General features: G+C 43.0%; 14 protein-coding genes. 9 read left to right on the top strand and 5 right to left on the bottom strand.

Going from position 1 to position 15,819, the window contains the following annotated elements; translation table 11 throughout:
• The first annotated feature begins 125 nt into the window (after window positions 1-125).
• From ACK1U4_RS00245 to ACK1U4_RS00215, 7 genes are all read left to right on the top strand, one after another.
• Window positions 126-1,241 (top strand): two-component system sensor histidine kinase NtrB, encoded by a 1,116-nt coding sequence (locus ACK1U4_RS00245; protein ID WP_419399684.1) that lies wholly within the window; start codon window positions 126-128, stop codon window positions 1,239-1,241.
• Between the two features lie 197 nt (window positions 1,242-1,438).
• Window positions 1,439-3,196: a sigma 54-interacting transcriptional regulator gene (locus tag ACK1U4_RS00240; RefSeq protein WP_419399683.1), complete on the top strand. Its 1,758-nt coding sequence runs from the start codon at window positions 1,439-1,441 to the stop codon at window positions 3,194-3,196.
• A complete protein-coding gene (locus tag ACK1U4_RS00235; RefSeq protein ID WP_419399682.1) occupies window positions 3,183-4,097 on the top strand; it encodes a serine/threonine protein kinase in 915 nt (304 codons plus the stop codon). The genes ACK1U4_RS00240 and ACK1U4_RS00235 overlap by 14 nt, the downstream gene beginning before the upstream one ends.
• Window positions 4,098-4,175: 78 nt before the next feature.
• On the top strand, window positions 4,176-5,231 hold the full coding sequence (lipA, locus tag ACK1U4_RS00230) for a lipoyl synthase (RefSeq protein ID WP_419399681.1): 1,056 nt from the start codon (window positions 4,176-4,178) through the stop codon (window positions 5,229-5,231).
• A 259-nt stretch (window positions 5,232-5,490) separates the two neighbouring features.
• On the top strand, window positions 5,491-5,943 hold the full coding sequence (locus tag ACK1U4_RS00225) for an RNA-binding S4 domain-containing protein (RefSeq protein WP_419399680.1): 453 nt from the start codon (window positions 5,491-5,493) through the stop codon (window positions 5,941-5,943).
• An 88-nt stretch (window positions 5,944-6,031) separates the two neighbouring features.
• On the top strand, window positions 6,032-7,141 hold the full coding sequence (murB, locus tag ACK1U4_RS00220; RefSeq protein ID WP_419399679.1) for a UDP-N-acetylmuramate dehydrogenase: 1,110 nt from the start codon (window positions 6,032-6,034) through the stop codon (window positions 7,139-7,141).
• Window positions 7,116-7,784, top strand: a complete 669-nt coding sequence (locus ACK1U4_RS00215) for a YdcF family protein (protein WP_419399678.1) — start codon at window positions 7,116-7,118, stop codon at window positions 7,782-7,784. The genes murB and ACK1U4_RS00215 overlap by 26 nt, the downstream gene beginning before the upstream one ends.
• 19 nt (window positions 7,785-7,803) lie before the next feature.
• On the opposite strand, the gene ACK1U4_RS00210 is transcribed toward ACK1U4_RS00215, so the two are convergent.
• Window positions 7,804-8,142, bottom strand: coding sequence for a rhodanese-like domain-containing protein (locus tag ACK1U4_RS00210; protein WP_419399677.1), 339 nt, complete (start codon window positions 8,140-8,142; stop codon window positions 7,804-7,806).
• 308 nt (window positions 8,143-8,450) lie between these two features.
• Between ACK1U4_RS00210 and ccoS the strand changes: the two genes are divergently transcribed.
• Together ccoS and ACK1U4_RS00200 are read left to right on the top strand one after the other, a co-directional pair.
• A complete protein-coding gene (ccoS, locus tag ACK1U4_RS00205; protein WP_419399676.1) occupies window positions 8,451-8,666 on the top strand; it encodes a cbb3-type cytochrome oxidase assembly protein CcoS in 216 nt (71 codons plus the stop codon).
• A gap of 89 nt (window positions 8,667-8,755) precedes the next feature.
• Window positions 8,756-9,640: a sulfite exporter TauE/SafE family protein gene (locus ACK1U4_RS00200; protein ID WP_419399675.1), complete on the top strand. Its 885-nt coding sequence runs from the start codon at window positions 8,756-8,758 to the stop codon at window positions 9,638-9,640.
• A gap of 107 nt (window positions 9,641-9,747) precedes the next feature.
• On the opposite strand, the gene ACK1U4_RS00195 is transcribed toward ACK1U4_RS00200, so the two are convergent.
• The 4 genes from ACK1U4_RS00195 to mfd all read right to left on the bottom strand — a co-directional run bounded on the left by ACK1U4_RS00195 (window position 9,748) and on the right by mfd (window position 15,747).
• Complete coding sequence (locus ACK1U4_RS00195; RefSeq protein WP_419399674.1) at window positions 9,748-9,957, bottom strand: hypothetical protein; 210 nt, start codon at window positions 9,955-9,957, stop codon at window positions 9,748-9,750.
• Between the two features lie 262 nt (window positions 9,958-10,219).
• A complete protein-coding gene (locus ACK1U4_RS00190) occupies window positions 10,220-10,411 on the bottom strand; it encodes an oxidoreductase-like domain-containing protein (RefSeq protein ID WP_419399673.1) in 192 nt (63 codons plus the stop codon).
• Between the two features lie 429 nt (window positions 10,412-10,840).
• Window positions 10,841-12,055 (bottom strand): Shedu anti-phage system protein SduA domain-containing protein, encoded by a 1,215-nt coding sequence (locus ACK1U4_RS00185; protein ID WP_419399672.1) that lies wholly within the window; start codon window positions 12,053-12,055, stop codon window positions 10,841-10,843.
• Between the two features lie 23 nt (window positions 12,056-12,078).
• Window positions 12,079-15,747 (bottom strand): transcription-repair coupling factor, encoded by a 3,669-nt coding sequence (gene mfd, locus ACK1U4_RS00180; protein ID WP_419399671.1) that lies wholly within the window; start codon window positions 15,745-15,747, stop codon window positions 12,079-12,081.
• Between the last annotated feature and the right edge of the window lie 72 nt (window positions 15,748-15,819).

Genomic DNA, 15,819 nt, shown 5'->3' with positions numbered 1-15,819 from the left:
CTTTTTGGTGAAAATTTGCTATGTTGTCATTTCGCTCACCATTTGATTTTTGAGGATTTATTATCATAAACCGTGACAACCCTCTCAACCTTTCCCTACTCACCAACAGCTTATTTACTGCGGTATTGGTAGCGGATAGTGATTTTAATATCGTATTTGTAAATAGCAATGCTGAACAGCTACTCTGTGCCAGTTTTAGTAAAATCCAACAACTATCCATCATTGAGCTATTAAATCCGATTAAAGCCAATAGCGAAACCAATACTCAACACAGCTCACCCTTACGCCAACAATTTGACCATTGCCATCATTTGAACCAATCCTTTGTGCAACATGACGTGATGATTCAAGCGGTCAATGAACCCATGTTAGTAGATTATGCGGTATCGCCAATGGAAAATGCGGATAGCGAGGCCAAAGCGTTTTTTTATGTAGTCGAACTGTGGGCAAAAGACCGTCAAAGCCGTATCAACCAAGAACAGCAACAACAAGCCCAACACCACGCCACTCGCCAAATCATTCGCAATATGGCTCACGAAGTCAAAAATCCACTGGCAGGGATTTTGGGGGCAAATCAGCTATTACAAAAAAATATTCATCAAATTTTGGCAATGATAACTGAACCGAATAGTAATGATAGTGATAAAATTCATAGCCAAAAAATCAGCGAAAAAACGGCGAAAATCGACAATTATCTGACCATCATTCAGCAAGAAACCCAACGGCTTAATCACTTAGTTAGCCAATTACTCGGCTCGACCCATCTACCCAACTGGCAATCTATTAATGTGCATCAGCCGTTAGAGCAAGTTTTAAATCTGGTCAAATTACAACCCTATCCCATTGATTTTGTGCGAGATTATGACTTGTCATTACCCAATGTGGTGGCGGATAATGACCAACTGGTTCAGGTATTTTTGAATATCATTAACAATGCCATGCAGTCGTTGCAAGAAAATGCCACGCCATCGCCCACCATTACCCTACGCACTCGCATTGCCTATCAATACACGATTGGCGATATCCGTCACAAAAGTGTGCTAAAAATTGATATTATTGACAATGGGCAAGGCATTGATGAGGCGTTATTGCCACAGATTTTTTATCCGTTGGTGACTGGGCGTGAGGCTGGGACTGGCTTGGGGCTGGCGTTGGTGCAAGATATCGTGCAACGTCATCATGGGGTGGTGAATGTGACCTCCAAAACTGGGGAAACCATCTTTACCATCTTATTGCCTTAGCGACAGGTGATATGTTAATTAATTGATATAGCAAAAGAAATTACAAATTGGATGAGGTTTAGATAAAAGCCCTATCTGTAGGTTGGGTGGAAGAATGACACCCAACATAAACGATTTGAAAATGTTGGGTTTCGCAAAGCTCAACCCAACCTACGATATATAAAAATCAAAATCAATTCTTGAAAAAAGGAAAAATTGTGGAAAAATCAACGATTTGGGTCATTGATGATGACATGGCATTACGCACGATTTTGCAAGATGCGTTAAGCGATGACATGACCAACCTTGAGGTACAAACGTTTGGGCAAGCCAAATTGGCATGGCAAAAGTTACAGCAACTTGAGCCAAACGTATTGCCCAACGTCATTTTAACCGACATTCGTATGCCAATGATGGATGGCTTGAATTTTAGCGAAAAAATCCACGCCCAATTTCCCCAAATCCCTGTCATCATTATGACCGCCCATGCTGACGTGCAGTCCGCAGTCGATAGCTACCAAACAGGGGCGTTTGACTATTTACCCAAACCGTTTGACCTTGATGATGTGGTCGCTGTGGTTCAAAAAGCCTTGATTCATGCCAAAGATTTACAATCCAAAAACCCAACTTTTAATGATAAAAACCAAACAGCCAATCAACAAAATGATGAGTTAAACCCCATCAATTCATCATCAAATAACTTACAAAATTTTGTCAAAAAACAATCCCCTTTATCAAAAGAAGTAGCAAATGAAACAATAGCTAATATTCAACAAAATTTTAATCCAAATCTTACCACCCCTCATAACCCCAACGGCATTATTGGACAATCATCCGCCATGCAAACCGTGTTTCGTGCCATTGGTCGGCTATCGCACACGCCTATTACGGTGTTGATTACAGGCGAATCTGGCACAGGCAAAGAGCTGATAGCCCATGCGTTGCACCAACATTCGCCACGTAAACACAAACCGTTTATTGCCCTTAATATGGCGGCGATACCGCATGATTTAATCGAGTCCGAACTGTTTGGGCATGAAAAAGGGGCATTCACTGGGGCGACCACCACACGCCAAGGACGCTTTGAGCAAGCCCACGGTGGCACGCTGTTTTTGGATGAAATTGGCGATATGCCCCTACCCACGCAAACTCGTTTGCTTCGAGTGCTTGCCAATGGTGAATTTTTTCGAGTGGGTGGGCAAAAGCCTATTAAAGTCGATGTACGAATCATCGCCGCTACCCATCAGCACCTTGAGAATTTGGTAAAACAAGGCAAATTTCGAGAAGATTTATTTTATCGGCTGAATGTCATTCGGCTGAATTTGCCTGCTTTGCGTGAACGGCGTGAGGATATTCCGCTGTTGGTTGAGTTTTTTATGCACCAAATTGCTCGGCAAATGCAAATCCCTGTCAAAACGCTTGTCCCCACCACCATACAGGCTTTGCAAGCCTATCCGTGGCAAGGCAATGTTCGACAATTAGAAAATACTTGCCGATGGGTCAATGTTATGGCAATTGGCAATCAAGTGCAAATCAGCGATTTACCACCAGAAATTATTGATTTTTACCAAAAAAATTTGCAACAAAAAGCCGAAATATTGATTGATGATAAACCGCTGACCACGGCTAATATCAGTGAACCGTCATTCAATAATTCACCATCTGACCGCTTGCCACTTGAGAATTTGCCACTTAAAAACGTGCCAACCGATAATTTATCAGATAAACAACCCAAACTAACCTCAATCCCCACTGCGGATGACTGGCTAACACCGCTACGGCATTGGGCAAATCATGCCCTTGCCAATGGCGAACAAGGTATTTTACAAACGGCTACCGAAGATTTTGAAAAATGCCTGCTTGAAGTCGCCCTTGATTTCACCGACAACCATAAAGGCAAAGCCTCGCAATTACTGGGCTGGGGACGCAATACGTTGACTCGCAAATATCAGCAATTAATTGATGACCATGAATAAACCGTTGCAAACTCAAGAGTTTTTGGCGGAATTATCAGCTAAAAATTTACCCATCGCTGATTTGACGCTGTTAGCTGATTCAAATCCACGCAATGCCACACAGTTATATCATGGTCAATGGTTATCAAACAGCCCACACAGCCAAGCACAGTCGATTTTTATCAAACGCCTTATCGCCCCCATTTCAGCCATTCATTATTCACAATTTTGCCAAGAAATCAAAACGTTACAAGCCTGCCAAACGTTAGCCATAGATAAACATAATCCTCCAAAGTCGCATTATGGTATCCCTCAATTATTGGCTTATGCGACCGAAAAAGACAATGCTTTCTTAATTTTACCCTTTTATCAAGGGCAAACCCTTAAAACCTTACTTCAACAAAACAGCTTGACCTTTGAACAAAAAATTATTATTGCCATTCGTCTTTGTCAGTTAATTCAAGATATTCATTGCTTAGGCTATTTACATGGCGATATGAAGCCGAGTAATATTTTATTGACCGAATATCAGCAAGTAATTTTGTTGGACTTTGGTTTATCCCAATCGTTAACCACCACCGCCCTGCGGACATCCGACTTTACCGCTGGCACGCCTGCCTATATGAGTCCAGAGCAATTTAACGGCTTGCCATTGACCGCTCAAAGCGATTGTTATAGCCTTGGTATTGTGTTATTTGAGATGTTTACTGGGCAAAAGCCATTTTTTGCCACCGAGTTACACGATTGGGCAGTCGCTCATTGCCAACAGCCCATGCCTCGCCTGCCCCTCATTACCACGGATAGGGCGTTACAACAGACCTTACAACGTATCATTGATGGCTTGACGGCAAAATTTCCACAACAACGCTTTGCCAATTTAGCGGATATTCATACGTTACTTATGCCTTTATTAATGCCTTGATTCCTGTTCTTAGCACCCCCACAAAGCCTTGATAACCTGTTATAATAGCGAAAAATTTTGCTGTAAGGATTTTGCATTATGAGTGATGTCGTCAAAACTCACCAACCCGAACCCACCGCCACTCGCCCTGCTGTCAAACGCCCAGAAGTCGGTGAAAAACTGCGTGGACATGATAAAGTGGCACGTATTCCTGTCAAAATCATTCCCACGGTGGAAATGCCAAAAAAACCAGACTGGATTCGAGTTAAACTATCTTCCCCTGCCGAAGTCGCCAATATCAAAAGCACCTTACGCAAACAAAAACTCTACACCGTCTGCGAAGAGGCCGCCTGCCCCAATTTACCGCAATGTTTTGGTGATGGTACAGCGACCTTTATGATTATGGGTGACATTTGTACTCGCCGTTGTCCATTTTGCGATGTGGCACACGGTCGCCCCAATCCGTTGGACAAAGACGAGCCGATTCACACTGCCGAAACCATTGCAGGGCTTGGGCTAAAATATGCGGTGATTACCTCCGTTGACCGTGATGACCTCAAGGATGGTGGTGCAGGGCATTTTGCCGAAGTGATTACCGAATCACGCAACCTTAGCCCAAATTGTCTGCTTGAAATTTTAGTCCCTGATTTTCGTGGGCGTGAGCAATTGGCATTGGATATTTTGAGCGAAACTGCCCCAGACGTATTTAACCACAATATCGAAACCGTACCACGCCTATATAAAGCCTTCCGTCCCGGCTCAGACTACCAACATTCATTACAATTACTCAAAGAATATAAAGCACGCCGTCCAGATATCGTGACCAAATGTGGCTTTATGGTGGGACTGGGCGAAACCGAAGACGAGGTGTATGCCTTGCTTGATGACCTAAAAGCCCATGACGTGGATTTGATTACCATTGGGCAGTATTTACAGCCTAGCAAATCCCATGCCCCTGTTGACCGTTTTGTCCATCCAGACGAATTTGACCGCTATACAGCTTATGGACAAAAGATTGGTTTTGCCAATATTTGGGCAGCCCCAATGGTGCGTTCAAGTTATTTTGCGGATAAACAATATTATGGTGAGCCTTGCCCTCGCCCTGTACGTGGCTCTAATCCGTTATCAGAAGCGGATATGAAGCAAGGTTGTTAAAAAACGTACGATTTAATCCCCCTAAATCCCCCCTTTTTCAAAGGGGGACTGATGCCTTAGACTAAGTCTATGTAAGGGGGTTTAGAGGTAGGACTTACGCATTTAACTAAATTGTAGGTTGGGTAGAGCTTGCGATACCCAACAATCTCAATGGTTTATGTTGGGTGTCATTCTTCCACCCAACCTACAAATGGCATTTTTGCGTAAGTCCTAAGAAGAATAAATAGCACTTATCAGCTAGGTACAATCAAAAAATAATATGCAAAAAACCACCGATACCACTTCCCCATCCGCCCAAAAAGTTCGCCTTGATAAATGGCTATGGGCGGCCCGTTTTTATAAAACTCGCACCATCGCCAAAGAAGCCATCGAAGCAGGGCGTGTGCATCATTTTGGCAATCGTGTCAAAGTGAGCAAGGAAATCATGGTCGGTGATGAGCTGACCATTCGCCAAGGGTCTGCCAATCTTTATACCCAAAAAACCGTCAAAGTCTTAGCTCTATCACAAAGCCGAGGCAATGCCACAATTGCCAGTACGCTGTATCAAGAAACCGAAGAAAGCATCAGCCAACGAGAATTTTTTCACGAACAAAGGCAACTTGCCAATCTCGCCCGCCCAGACCACCGACCCAATAAAAAGCAACGCCGACAATTGGCAAATTTTTTGGGACATCAGCCAACTGGCATGAATCGTGATCATGGCGAGTATTAATTTTTTCATGCAAACACAGCAAAAAGTATGGTAAGCTACTGCGTTTTATCGCCTATAATTCACCATTTATCAATATCAAGCTGATTTTATGACTGCACCTGCTTTGACCAATGCCACCTTACCCCCACAAGGTTTTACCGATATTAGCCATCTGAGTACCATGGCACTGCAATGCCATGCCAAACAATGGATTCGTTTTGAGCAACTCGATGAAGTCGCTCCGACCTTTGCTCGTTTGGCGGAACAGCAACTACCTTTTGTGATTTTATCCAATGGCAGTAACACGCTACTCCCTGCGGTGCTAGAAGCGGTGGTGATTTCACCGACCTTGATGGGGCAACATGTGATAGCTGAAACGGCTGATAGCGTCACGCTTGAGGTCATGGCAGGTGAGCCTTGGCATGAACTGGTAGTATCTACGGTCAATCAAGGCTGGTATGGGCTAGAAAACTTGGCATTGATTCCCAGTTGGGTCGGTGCAAGCCCTGTGCAGAATATTGGGGCGTATGGCGTGCAAGTAGAAGATGTCATCGAGTCTGTCACCGCTTTTCATATCCCTACCTTGACCTTTCATCAATTAAGCCGTGCCGAATGTGAATTTGGCTACCGTGATAGCCGTTTTAAACGGGAAGTGGGTCAATGGCTGATTACCAGTGTGACGTTTAATTTACATAAAAATCCGCAGGTCAATATCAATTATGGCGATGTCGCCAGTGTCGCCAGTGAGTTTGCCAAACTAGCAGGGCGTGAACAACCCACGCCTGTGGATACCATGAATGCGATTATCCAAATTCGCCAAAGCAAGATTCCTGAAACCAGTGAACTACCAAACTGTGGTAGTTTTTTCCAAAACCCTATCGTCAGCCAAGCCACGGCTCAAGCGTTATTGGCGGATTATCCAACGCTTGTGCATTATCCTGTTAAAGACCATGATGGCAACCCAACCGATAATATCAAATTGGCGGCAGGCTGGCTGATTGACCAAGCAGGACTTAAAGGCAAAGGTATCGCACCGATTTTGACCCATGTTCATCAAGCCTTGGTATTAACCAATCATGCCCCCTATCGTGCCACACAAGCCGATATTGAGCGTACCATGCACTATATTCAGCAAGTTATCATACAAAAATTTGGCATTGAGCTTGTACCTGAGCCTGTGTGGATAGAATCAAATGGAAGCATTAAGCAAACTCATTGACTCCATCAGCTTTGTTATCTCGACATTGGGACAGTTACTAACGGTCGCCATTGTGCTGGGCTGTGCCTTGGTGATTAGTTTGTTTACCCCTTTATATGCCCAAGCTGTATTGGCATTACTCAACCAAGTCACACTCCCGCCAACCGCTACGCTGACCAACCCACCCACAGCGATTGTGGTATTGGGCGGTGGTTTGACCAATAATCGCCTAAATGACATCGTCATCAATCAATTTACCAAAGAACGATTACGACAAGCCGAAAACATTTATCAAACTTATCAGTTACCCATCGTGGTCAGTGGTAAAGAAGCCCCTTGGATGCGGCGTTGGCTACAAAGCCATAATATTTGGGAGGTGATTGTTGAGAAAAATAGCTTTAATACTTGCGAAAATGCCCGTTTTACCGCCCAAACCGTTGCCGTCAAAAATGTGATTTTGGTAACTGACCCCTACCACATGAATCGAGCCAGACGACAATTTGCCCTCAATGGGATGGCGACCTTTTCAAGCGTTGCCCCATTAGAAAGCCCCCTTGATTGGCATAACCTTGGGGGCAATCTCAAACATTCTCGGCGAGCCACTTATGAGCTATTGGCAGTGGCAAGGGATATTTTATCCCCACAACATAATTGTGAGCATTGATATTGTGAGCATTGATAAATTACTTTTGAATTTCCACATTGGTATAACCTGCGGATTGTAAAGCATTTTTAGCTTGTTCGGCACGCCCACCACCACGGCTATATAGCTTAATGGTGTCTGATTTGCTCACACCTTGACTGGCGATTTTGGCAACAATTTCACTATGTGGAATATTAATCGCCCCATTTGGATGGTCAACTTGGTATTCTTGTGGGGTACGCACATCAATCACCACGGTGTTTGCATTGGCAGTTGGCATCAATAACATCCCTACCACCACTGCACCTGCTAGCGTCAATAGGTGTTTTTTGCTAGGGCGAAATTGTTTCAGTATCGTTTTGACTTGCGGTAATGACATAAGTAAGTCCTTAATCGCTAGGCACTATAATAGGATTATATAGTATCTAGCGATTAGTAAGTATTAGAAGATTAGTAAGTATTAGAAGATTAGTAAGTATTAGAAATTGCTAAGTAATGTTAACATCTTAGCATAACTATCCTTACCATAGTTTAGTATTTTTGCAAGTTTTCGCTGTCTTTTGGCGTAGTTTGTAACGTAATCAATAGCTAAACTGATGTTAGGGTGCGACATTTTGCCACGTCCCAAACGTCTAAAATAGGCGTATAATCCACAAAATACCTAACCATATAATGATAGGTGTATTTATGCAAAGTATGTATTTTTTAGTTCCCCTTAGCTTGATTTTATTCGTCTTTGGCATTTTTGCGATTTATTATGCGGTAAAATCTCGTCAATTTGATGACCTTGATAATGAGTCGCAACGGGTCATTTTAGATGATCGACAATTTCGCCGTGAGCAATTACAAGACACCGAGGAAACGCCTAGTGAGAACAGGGTGACAGATAAACCTAGTAATTGATAGTCGTGGATACGCCCTTCGACAATCTCCTTATGGCTAATTGAATGGACGAAAAATCTTGATTGGGTGAATGGGCAAATGAGGTAACTATGAGTTGGGCGTTATTATTAGCATCATTTGGGATGGGATTTTTTGGTTCACCGCACTGTTTGGGGATGTGTGGCGGTATCGTGACAGCTTTTGGGCTATCCATGCAGGGCGTATCCGAGGGCAAAAAAAATGCCTTAATCCTCACCTACCACCTTGGGCGATTGTTAAGCTATGCAACCCTTGGGCTAGTGGCAGGCTTTATCGGTACGACTGTGCTTCAACCCTTTATGGTCGGCAACCGCTTGCCTGCGATATTACTTGGCTCAGTGTTGATGTTAATTGGGCTATCCATGCTGGGGTTTAAGGCATTAAATTCGCTCGAAAAACTTGGCATGAGTCTATGGCAAAAAATGTCGCCCATTCGCCAAAAAGTCTTTCCAATCAACAGCTTTCCCAAAGCCTTAATGGCTGGATTATTATGGGGATTTTTGCCGTGCGGGTTGGTGTATGGGGCATTATTGATGGCAGTCGTGGGGCATGATGTGGCGACTGGGGCGGTGTTGATGTTTGTATTTGGGCTTGGGACATTGCCCATGCTCATTGCCACCCAAAAAACCATTGGCGTGATTCAACAACGCATTACCAAATTTCGCTTGCGTCAAGTCAATGGTATCTTGATGATATTATCAGGTTTGGCAGTGATTTTTGTTCCCATGTTAATGATGTCCATGCACGGCGGACATGGTGGGCATAGCGGTCATGGCAGTATGAACATGAGCCAAATGAATCACGATATGAGTAGCATGCACAGTACGCACAATATGGCATCCATGCCTGCCTCTAGCCCTATGCCGACGAATCATCAAAACATGAACCACGCTCAGATGAACCACGATATGTCAAAAATGACTCATCAACCCATGGCAAGCACACCTGCCCAATAACATCCATACCTATCCACAAAAAAACAAAACCGCTTAATTGTGTGTTAAGCGGTTGTCGATGCGATGGTTTAACGTTTATCGCAAAACGTATTGCTTAATTGATGCAATTACATCTCTACGGCATCATCGCCTTCATCCAAGAATACAATTTCTGCTTCTAAGTCGTAGGCTTCATTTAACATATCTAACATGTTGATTTCTCCATTGATTTTATGATTATTGTCACGATAGTCCATTGGTAAACCCATGTGGCTATCCTCATTACCTATGTTGTTACGCCAGTCGCTCAATGACCAACGCCGTTCTTTGATAACCATTATTTTGGTTGTTTGATTATTTAGCAATCATTTGGTTATCATTATAAGGTGTAAACATTTTGACTTGAGGTTTCCCCTTTGTCAATTCCAATCAGTTTGTTTCGTATTTACTTTTTGTAAAGCTAATTATTAAGACAATCAAACTGGATTTATGCTGACTTTGTAAGTCTTATTTAACCGTAAAATTGTGACAGTTGGGTGAAATATCCATGACAGTATTATGGCAATCGAGATATCTTTCTTATTAATACTGATTGGGGGTTTATTTTGAGTCTTTGGCGGATGCTATTTGAGCTTGCTGTGCGTCATAGGCTTGTTTTTGGGTGCGGTAGATTTCATAGACGCAGAGTTCTTCACAGCCGTTGTCGCAACATTCCCAGTCTTCGGGGTAAGTGGGTTCTTGCAATAACTTTTCGGGATTATTATTGGTTAATGGTGTAGGTTGTTGGTTCATCGTTGATAATTTACTATAAAACAAAATGCCTATCATGGACGATAGGCATTTTTTTGAGTTGAATTTCTAGTATAATGCGACCGTCATTTTTGACTGTGAAAATGATGGCGGTTAAAGTTCGATTTAACAGAGCCGTTGGGCTGAAACCTTAAAACAGCAAAAAATCCTATTTAAAGGATTTTTTCTTGCGAGCCTAAAATTGCAGTGCAATTTTTTAACGGCTCTCAGGAGAAAGCGATGAAACCAATTTTACTCATCATCGCCTTTTTGATTCTGTTGTTTATTAGCTCTAACGCTTGGTAAACACAGCACCTAAAGCGAGTACCAGTCGCCCAGGTGGGCTAGAGGGAAACCCTAGCCATCTCCTTATTTCAAATTATAGTGTAGCGGTTTTAGAAAATCAAGTTTATGAAGAAAATGGTTTATAACTCAATCATGGTAAAATTGAGCAGTAACACTATCAATTAAATCATCAAATGTGATTATATCTAAATTCTGATGCTCAGCAACTATTTCTCTTAGATGCTTTCTATCAAAGTCTTGTCTTCTGCCTACTATAATTACTCTGTTTGGCTTATAAACATCTATACCAATCTTATTATTAACATATTCTCTATTTCTAGGGTCATCAAAATACTCCTTATATACTCTCGTTTGCGAAATATATGAGTTCAGCATAGATGATAAGGTTTCTCTGTTATTTATGCCCACTATAGCATTACCCTTCAATGTGGGTAGTTTGAATTCTAAAATAGTTACACGTCCATTTTTTTCAATTAGAAAATCGGGGATAACTTTATTCTTTTCTTCTGATTGCCATTCACATTCAACTTGTGGATAGATATTCTCTGCACCGAAAGCCATAGCTATTATGAATCTGTTATCGGTTTCAGATAGAAAACTTGTTATGTCTGTCTCACTTGTTTGAGAGTTTCCCCATAACTCAATAAAACGATTAATCCTTGGTAAATGTTTATACTTATAATCATTTGATGGCATAGGATAAACGTAAGTTAAATCATGCACAGCGAGTTTTTTAAAACTATCTAAATTATATTTGAAAATATCAAATTCAGAATTACTATCATCATACTGTATCGGTATAAAATCAATACATTTTACATGTCTTGTTACAAGACCAAAATCATTAGCATCAAAAAAAAATCCATTTACAATTCTACAAAATTGATTAGGTGGTACAGAAGGTAATTTTGAATTCATTATCATAAAAGAATTTTGTGCCTCATAATTCCATCCTAATTCAGTCAGTTTATCAAAACCATCATTGCTTGCCCAAATCAAATCTTCTATTACATCAAAAATAGGAACTTCCAATAGTGAAGTTGAATTAAATCCAATAATATTTTCCATTAAACTAATATTAGAAAGTGAGCAGTCTTGGAAAGTAGCCATAATATTGAATCCATCTGGCAGTTTTTCTAAAACTTCAGAGCCTAGATATTCTATAGCCAAATGAGTCTTACCTTGGTAAAATCTCAATTGTTGAGGATTAATCAAAAAACCAGTGAAACCTTCAATTAATTCAGGATTATTCTTGAGACCTGTATATAAAGGCTTAAAATAGTAACGAAACAGCATTTCACTAACCATATGACGATGTTCAACTTCATTTAGTATTTTCATAACTTTTTAATTCCATTTTAAAATCACACCAATTTCTCCAACAAACCTTTAACCGCCTCAATCCTCCCCTCTGCGGTCACCAATTTTTCATCGACCATTTTTATCCCAGTCGCCCCATTCATCTTAAACTTACTCGGATTCGACTGAATCAACTGAATAATGGTAATCGCCTCCACAGGCGTATCAGGCGAAAACTCCAACGTCACCGACCGCTCATTACCGTCAATCTTACGGATTTCCAACGGCTCTGCCATAAGTCGCAACTGATGCACCGCAAACAGATTTTTGGTCGGTTCGGGCAAACTGCCAAAACGGTCAAGCATCTCACTACGAATACTGATTAAACTGTCAAAATCTTCGGCATTGGCAATTTTTTTATAAAACAACAACCTTTGATGCACATCGCCCAAATAATCCTCTGGAATCAGGGCGGATAAATGCAAATTAATATCACTGGTCAGCGATAATGGCGTATTCAAATCGGGCTGTTTACCTGCCTTGATAGCTTTGGTGGCACGATTGAGCATATCCATATACAGGTTAAAACCAATCGCCTGCATATTACCGCTTTGACTTTTGCCGAGTAGCTCGCCTGCCCCACGAATTTCAAGGTCTTCACTAGCCAGCATAAAGCCAGCCCCCAGCGTATTGGCTCGGCTGATAGCTTCAAGGCGTTTTTGGGCATCGGTGGTCAAGCCTTTGAGTGATGGCACAAGCAGATAGCAATAGGCTTGATGGTGACTTCGCCCCACTCGCCCACGCAGTTGGTGAAGTTGGGCTAAACCGAATTTATCCGCACGGTTAATAATAATAGTATTGGCGTTGGGGATATCAATGCCTGTCTCGATGATAGTAGTACACACAAGAACGTTATGTTTTTTATGGTAAAAATCCTGCATGACGTGTTCGAGTTCTCGCTCTTTCATCTGTCCATGAGCCACCGCCACACGAGCCTCTGGCACAAGTTCTCGCACGGTTTCCGCCATTCGCTCGATACTGGCGACATCGTTATGGAGCAAAAACACCTGTCCGCCACGCAATAATTCACGCAAAATCGCCTCTTTGAGCAGATTATCGGATTTTTGCATGACAAAGGTTTTGATTGCCAACCGTCTGGCAGGAGGCGTGGCGATAATCGACATATTTCGCATCCCTGACAACGCCATATTCAGCGTGCGAGGAATCGGCGTAGCGGTCATCGACAGCACATCGACATCCGACTGCATGGCTTTAATCCGCTCTTTATCACGCACGCCAAAACGGTGTTCTTCATCGACAATCATCAGACCTAAGTTGGCAAATTTGACATCATCTTGCAAAATCCGATGCGTGCCAATCAAAATATCGACTTTACCGTCTGCGACATCTTGTAAAATTTTATCGTGTTGTTTTTTTGTGCCAAAGCGTGACAACGACTCAATGCGAATCGCCCAATCGGCAAACCTATCCATAAAGTTGTCTTCATGTTGCCCTGCCAACAGCGTGGTCGGCACAAGCACCGCCACTTGATAGCCTGCTTGCACCGCAATAAAGGCTGACCGCATGGCGACTTCGGTTTTACCAAAACCCACATCGCCACACACCAGCCTATCCATGGGCTTGTTTTGTTTCATATCGTGAATCACCGCCTCGATGGCGTTGGCTTGGTCGGGCGTTTCTTCAAAGGCAAATTGACTGGCAAACAAATCGTACTGAATCGGGTCAATGGGAAAATGAATCCCCACTTTGGCATCTCGCCTTGCCTGTACGTTTAGGAGTTCCGCCGCTACATCATGGATTTGGCTCAATGCTTTGGCTTTGGCTTTGTCCCATTTACCACTGCCAATGGCGTGTAGCGGTGCGGTGGCACTATCGCCCCCTGCGTAACGGCTGATAAGTTGCAAATTCGCCACAGGCACATAAATACTGGCATCATCGGCATAGGTCAGATGGATAAATTCCTGCAACTGCTTGTCAATGTCAAGGGTAATCAGCCCTTGATACCGCCCCACGCCAAAATCAATATGCACCACAGGGTCGCCAATATTCAGCTCGCTGACCGACTTGACCAAAAACTCATCGGACACATCGCTTTGTCTGCGTCTGCGAGTTTGTAGCACCTGTCGCCCAAACAGTTGGGTTTCGCTGATAATGGCAAACTTATCCGCAAGCAACGCCCCACGCTCGATGGGGGCTGTGGTAAGGGCAAGCGTATTGCTATGAGCGTCATCAAGATTGGCTAAAAAGTCAATCAGCCCTGCAACCGCTTGTAAATTAAAGCGTTTTTGCAATAATTCTGATAAAATCTCACGCCGACCTGCGGTTTCGGCAACGATTAATATGGGCTTGTCAAATTCATCTCGAAACGCTATCAACCGCTGTAACGGCTCGGCAAGTTTATGGTCAATCGCAAGGTTGGGTGGTGGTAAGGTATTGGCATTGACCGCCCCTTGTTTTTGTAATTGGATGTCGGTTAAAGGCGTTTCACTGGTAAAAATCCGAGGGTAGCTTGCCAGTTTTTGCTCAAAAATATTTTGGTTTAAATATAAGTCGTTGGGAGCGACAATCGGCTTATCAATGTCATGACGGCGGTCGTCATAGCGTTGTGCGATTTGCGTCCAAAATTCTTGATAACGTGGCTCAAATTCACTATCAATAATCAGCAAACTATCTTTGGGCAAATAGCTAAAGAAATCACTTTCGGCTTGCCACACACTTGGCTCAAAAAACAACGGCTGATAATACTCCACCCCAGCAGGGGCAATGCCATTCATCACATCATTAAATAGCTCAAACCGCCGTGCCGAAGTATTGGCAAAACTACTGGCAAAATTGGCTCGAAAAGTTTCTTTGCCGTCTTCTAGTGGAAACTCACGAGCAGGGAGGATTTTAAAGGTGTTTATTTTGCCCCCACCCCAACCCTCCCCCTTGGGGGGAGGGAGTTCCCCCTCCCCTTGGGAGGGGACAGATAATTTAGAATCAGTGGGGAGGGACAAATTCATAAATTTGACATATTGATGGGGGTCATTGGTTTTAAGTTCGTCCAAATCCGCTTGGGTCAGACTGCGTTGGGTTTGGGGGTTAAAAAAACGAATGCTTTCAATCTCATCATCAAACAAATCAATCCGCACAGGAAACGGCTGACCGATAGGAAACAGGTCAATCACACTACCACGAATGGCAAATTCACTGGGTTCAAAGACATTTTCCACCGCATGATAGCCTGCTTTGGCAAGTTGTAGGCGTTGCTTTTCGACCTCAAACCTATCCCCCACCGACAAGTCAAAATGCTGACCGAGTAACCAACTGGCAGGAGCGACACGGTGCATCAAGGTCTGCACACTAATCAGCAAAATGCCGTCACTTGGCATATGGGTGAGCAGGTGAATCCGCTCGGATACGATGTCATGGTGCGGTGACAGTTCATCATAGGTCAGGGTTTCCCAGTCTGGGAACACATGGGCATCCACCCCACAAAATGCCAGTTCGGTTTCTAGCTGATTAAGCTGATTTTGGTCACGAGTGATGACGACTTTGAGGCGGTTGTGTTGCTCGCTGGATGGCTGATTTAGACTGGCAAGCCATAGGCTGAGGGTCATACCCTGTAGGTTGCCAAGCCAGCGTTTGTCGTGTTGCTTGTTGGTATTGGCAAAGAGTTGTTGGTTGATGTTAAAGGATAAATGGGATAAAGGGTGATTTTGCGTGGCGTTCATAGTCATTATTGCATTTTTCAGGTAGAATATTATGCGGTTATTGTGGGGTTTTTTGGGATTGATTTAAAGCAT

The organism is Moraxella sp. TY6, from assembly GCF_048551375.1.
Taxonomy (GTDB): Bacteria; Pseudomonadota; Gammaproteobacteria; order Pseudomonadales; family Moraxellaceae; genus Faucicola.
The sequence above is the reverse complement of the archived record's forward strand: the minus strand, read 5'-3'. Positions and strand labels throughout refer to the sequence as shown.

Excerpts from the sequence above, each read along its gene's own strand:
- mfd (WP_419399671.1), bottom strand. The coding sequence starts at position 15,747 with ATGAACGCCACGCAAAATCACCCTTTATCCCATTTATCCTTTAACATC.
- ACK1U4_RS00185 (WP_419399672.1), bottom strand. The coding sequence starts at position 12,055 with ATGAAAATACTAAATGAAGTTGAACATCGTCATATGGTTAGTGAAATG.
- ACK1U4_RS00190 (WP_419399673.1), bottom strand. The coding sequence starts at position 10,411 with ATGAACCAACAACCTACACCATTAACCAATAATAATCCCGAAAAGTTA.
- ccoS (WP_419399676.1), top strand. The coding sequence starts at position 8,451 with ATGCAAAGTATGTATTTTTTAGTTCCCCTTAGCTTGATTTTATTCGTC.
- murB (WP_419399679.1), top strand. The coding sequence starts at position 6,032 with ATGACTGCACCTGCTTTGACCAATGCCACCTTACCCCCACAAGGTTTT.
- ACK1U4_RS00235 (WP_419399682.1), top strand. The coding sequence starts at position 3,183 with ATGACCATGAATAAACCGTTGCAAACTCAAGAGTTTTTGGCGGAATTA.
- ACK1U4_RS00195 (WP_419399674.1), bottom strand. The coding sequence starts at position 9,957 with ATGGTTATCAAAGAACGGCGTTGGTCATTGAGCGACTGGCGTAACAAC.
- ACK1U4_RS00210 (WP_419399677.1), bottom strand. The coding sequence starts at position 8,142 with ATGTCATTACCGCAAGTCAAAACGATACTGAAACAATTTCGCCCTAGC.
- ACK1U4_RS00215 (WP_419399678.1), top strand. The coding sequence starts at position 7,116 with ATGGAAGCATTAAGCAAACTCATTGACTCCATCAGCTTTGTTATCTCG.
- ACK1U4_RS00225 (WP_419399680.1), top strand. The coding sequence starts at position 5,491 with ATGCAAAAAACCACCGATACCACTTCCCCATCCGCCCAAAAAGTTCGC.
- lipA (WP_419399681.1), top strand. The coding sequence starts at position 4,176 with ATGAGTGATGTCGTCAAAACTCACCAACCCGAACCCACCGCCACTCGC.
- ACK1U4_RS00200 (WP_419399675.1), top strand. The coding sequence starts at position 8,756 with ATGAGTTGGGCGTTATTATTAGCATCATTTGGGATGGGATTTTTTGGT.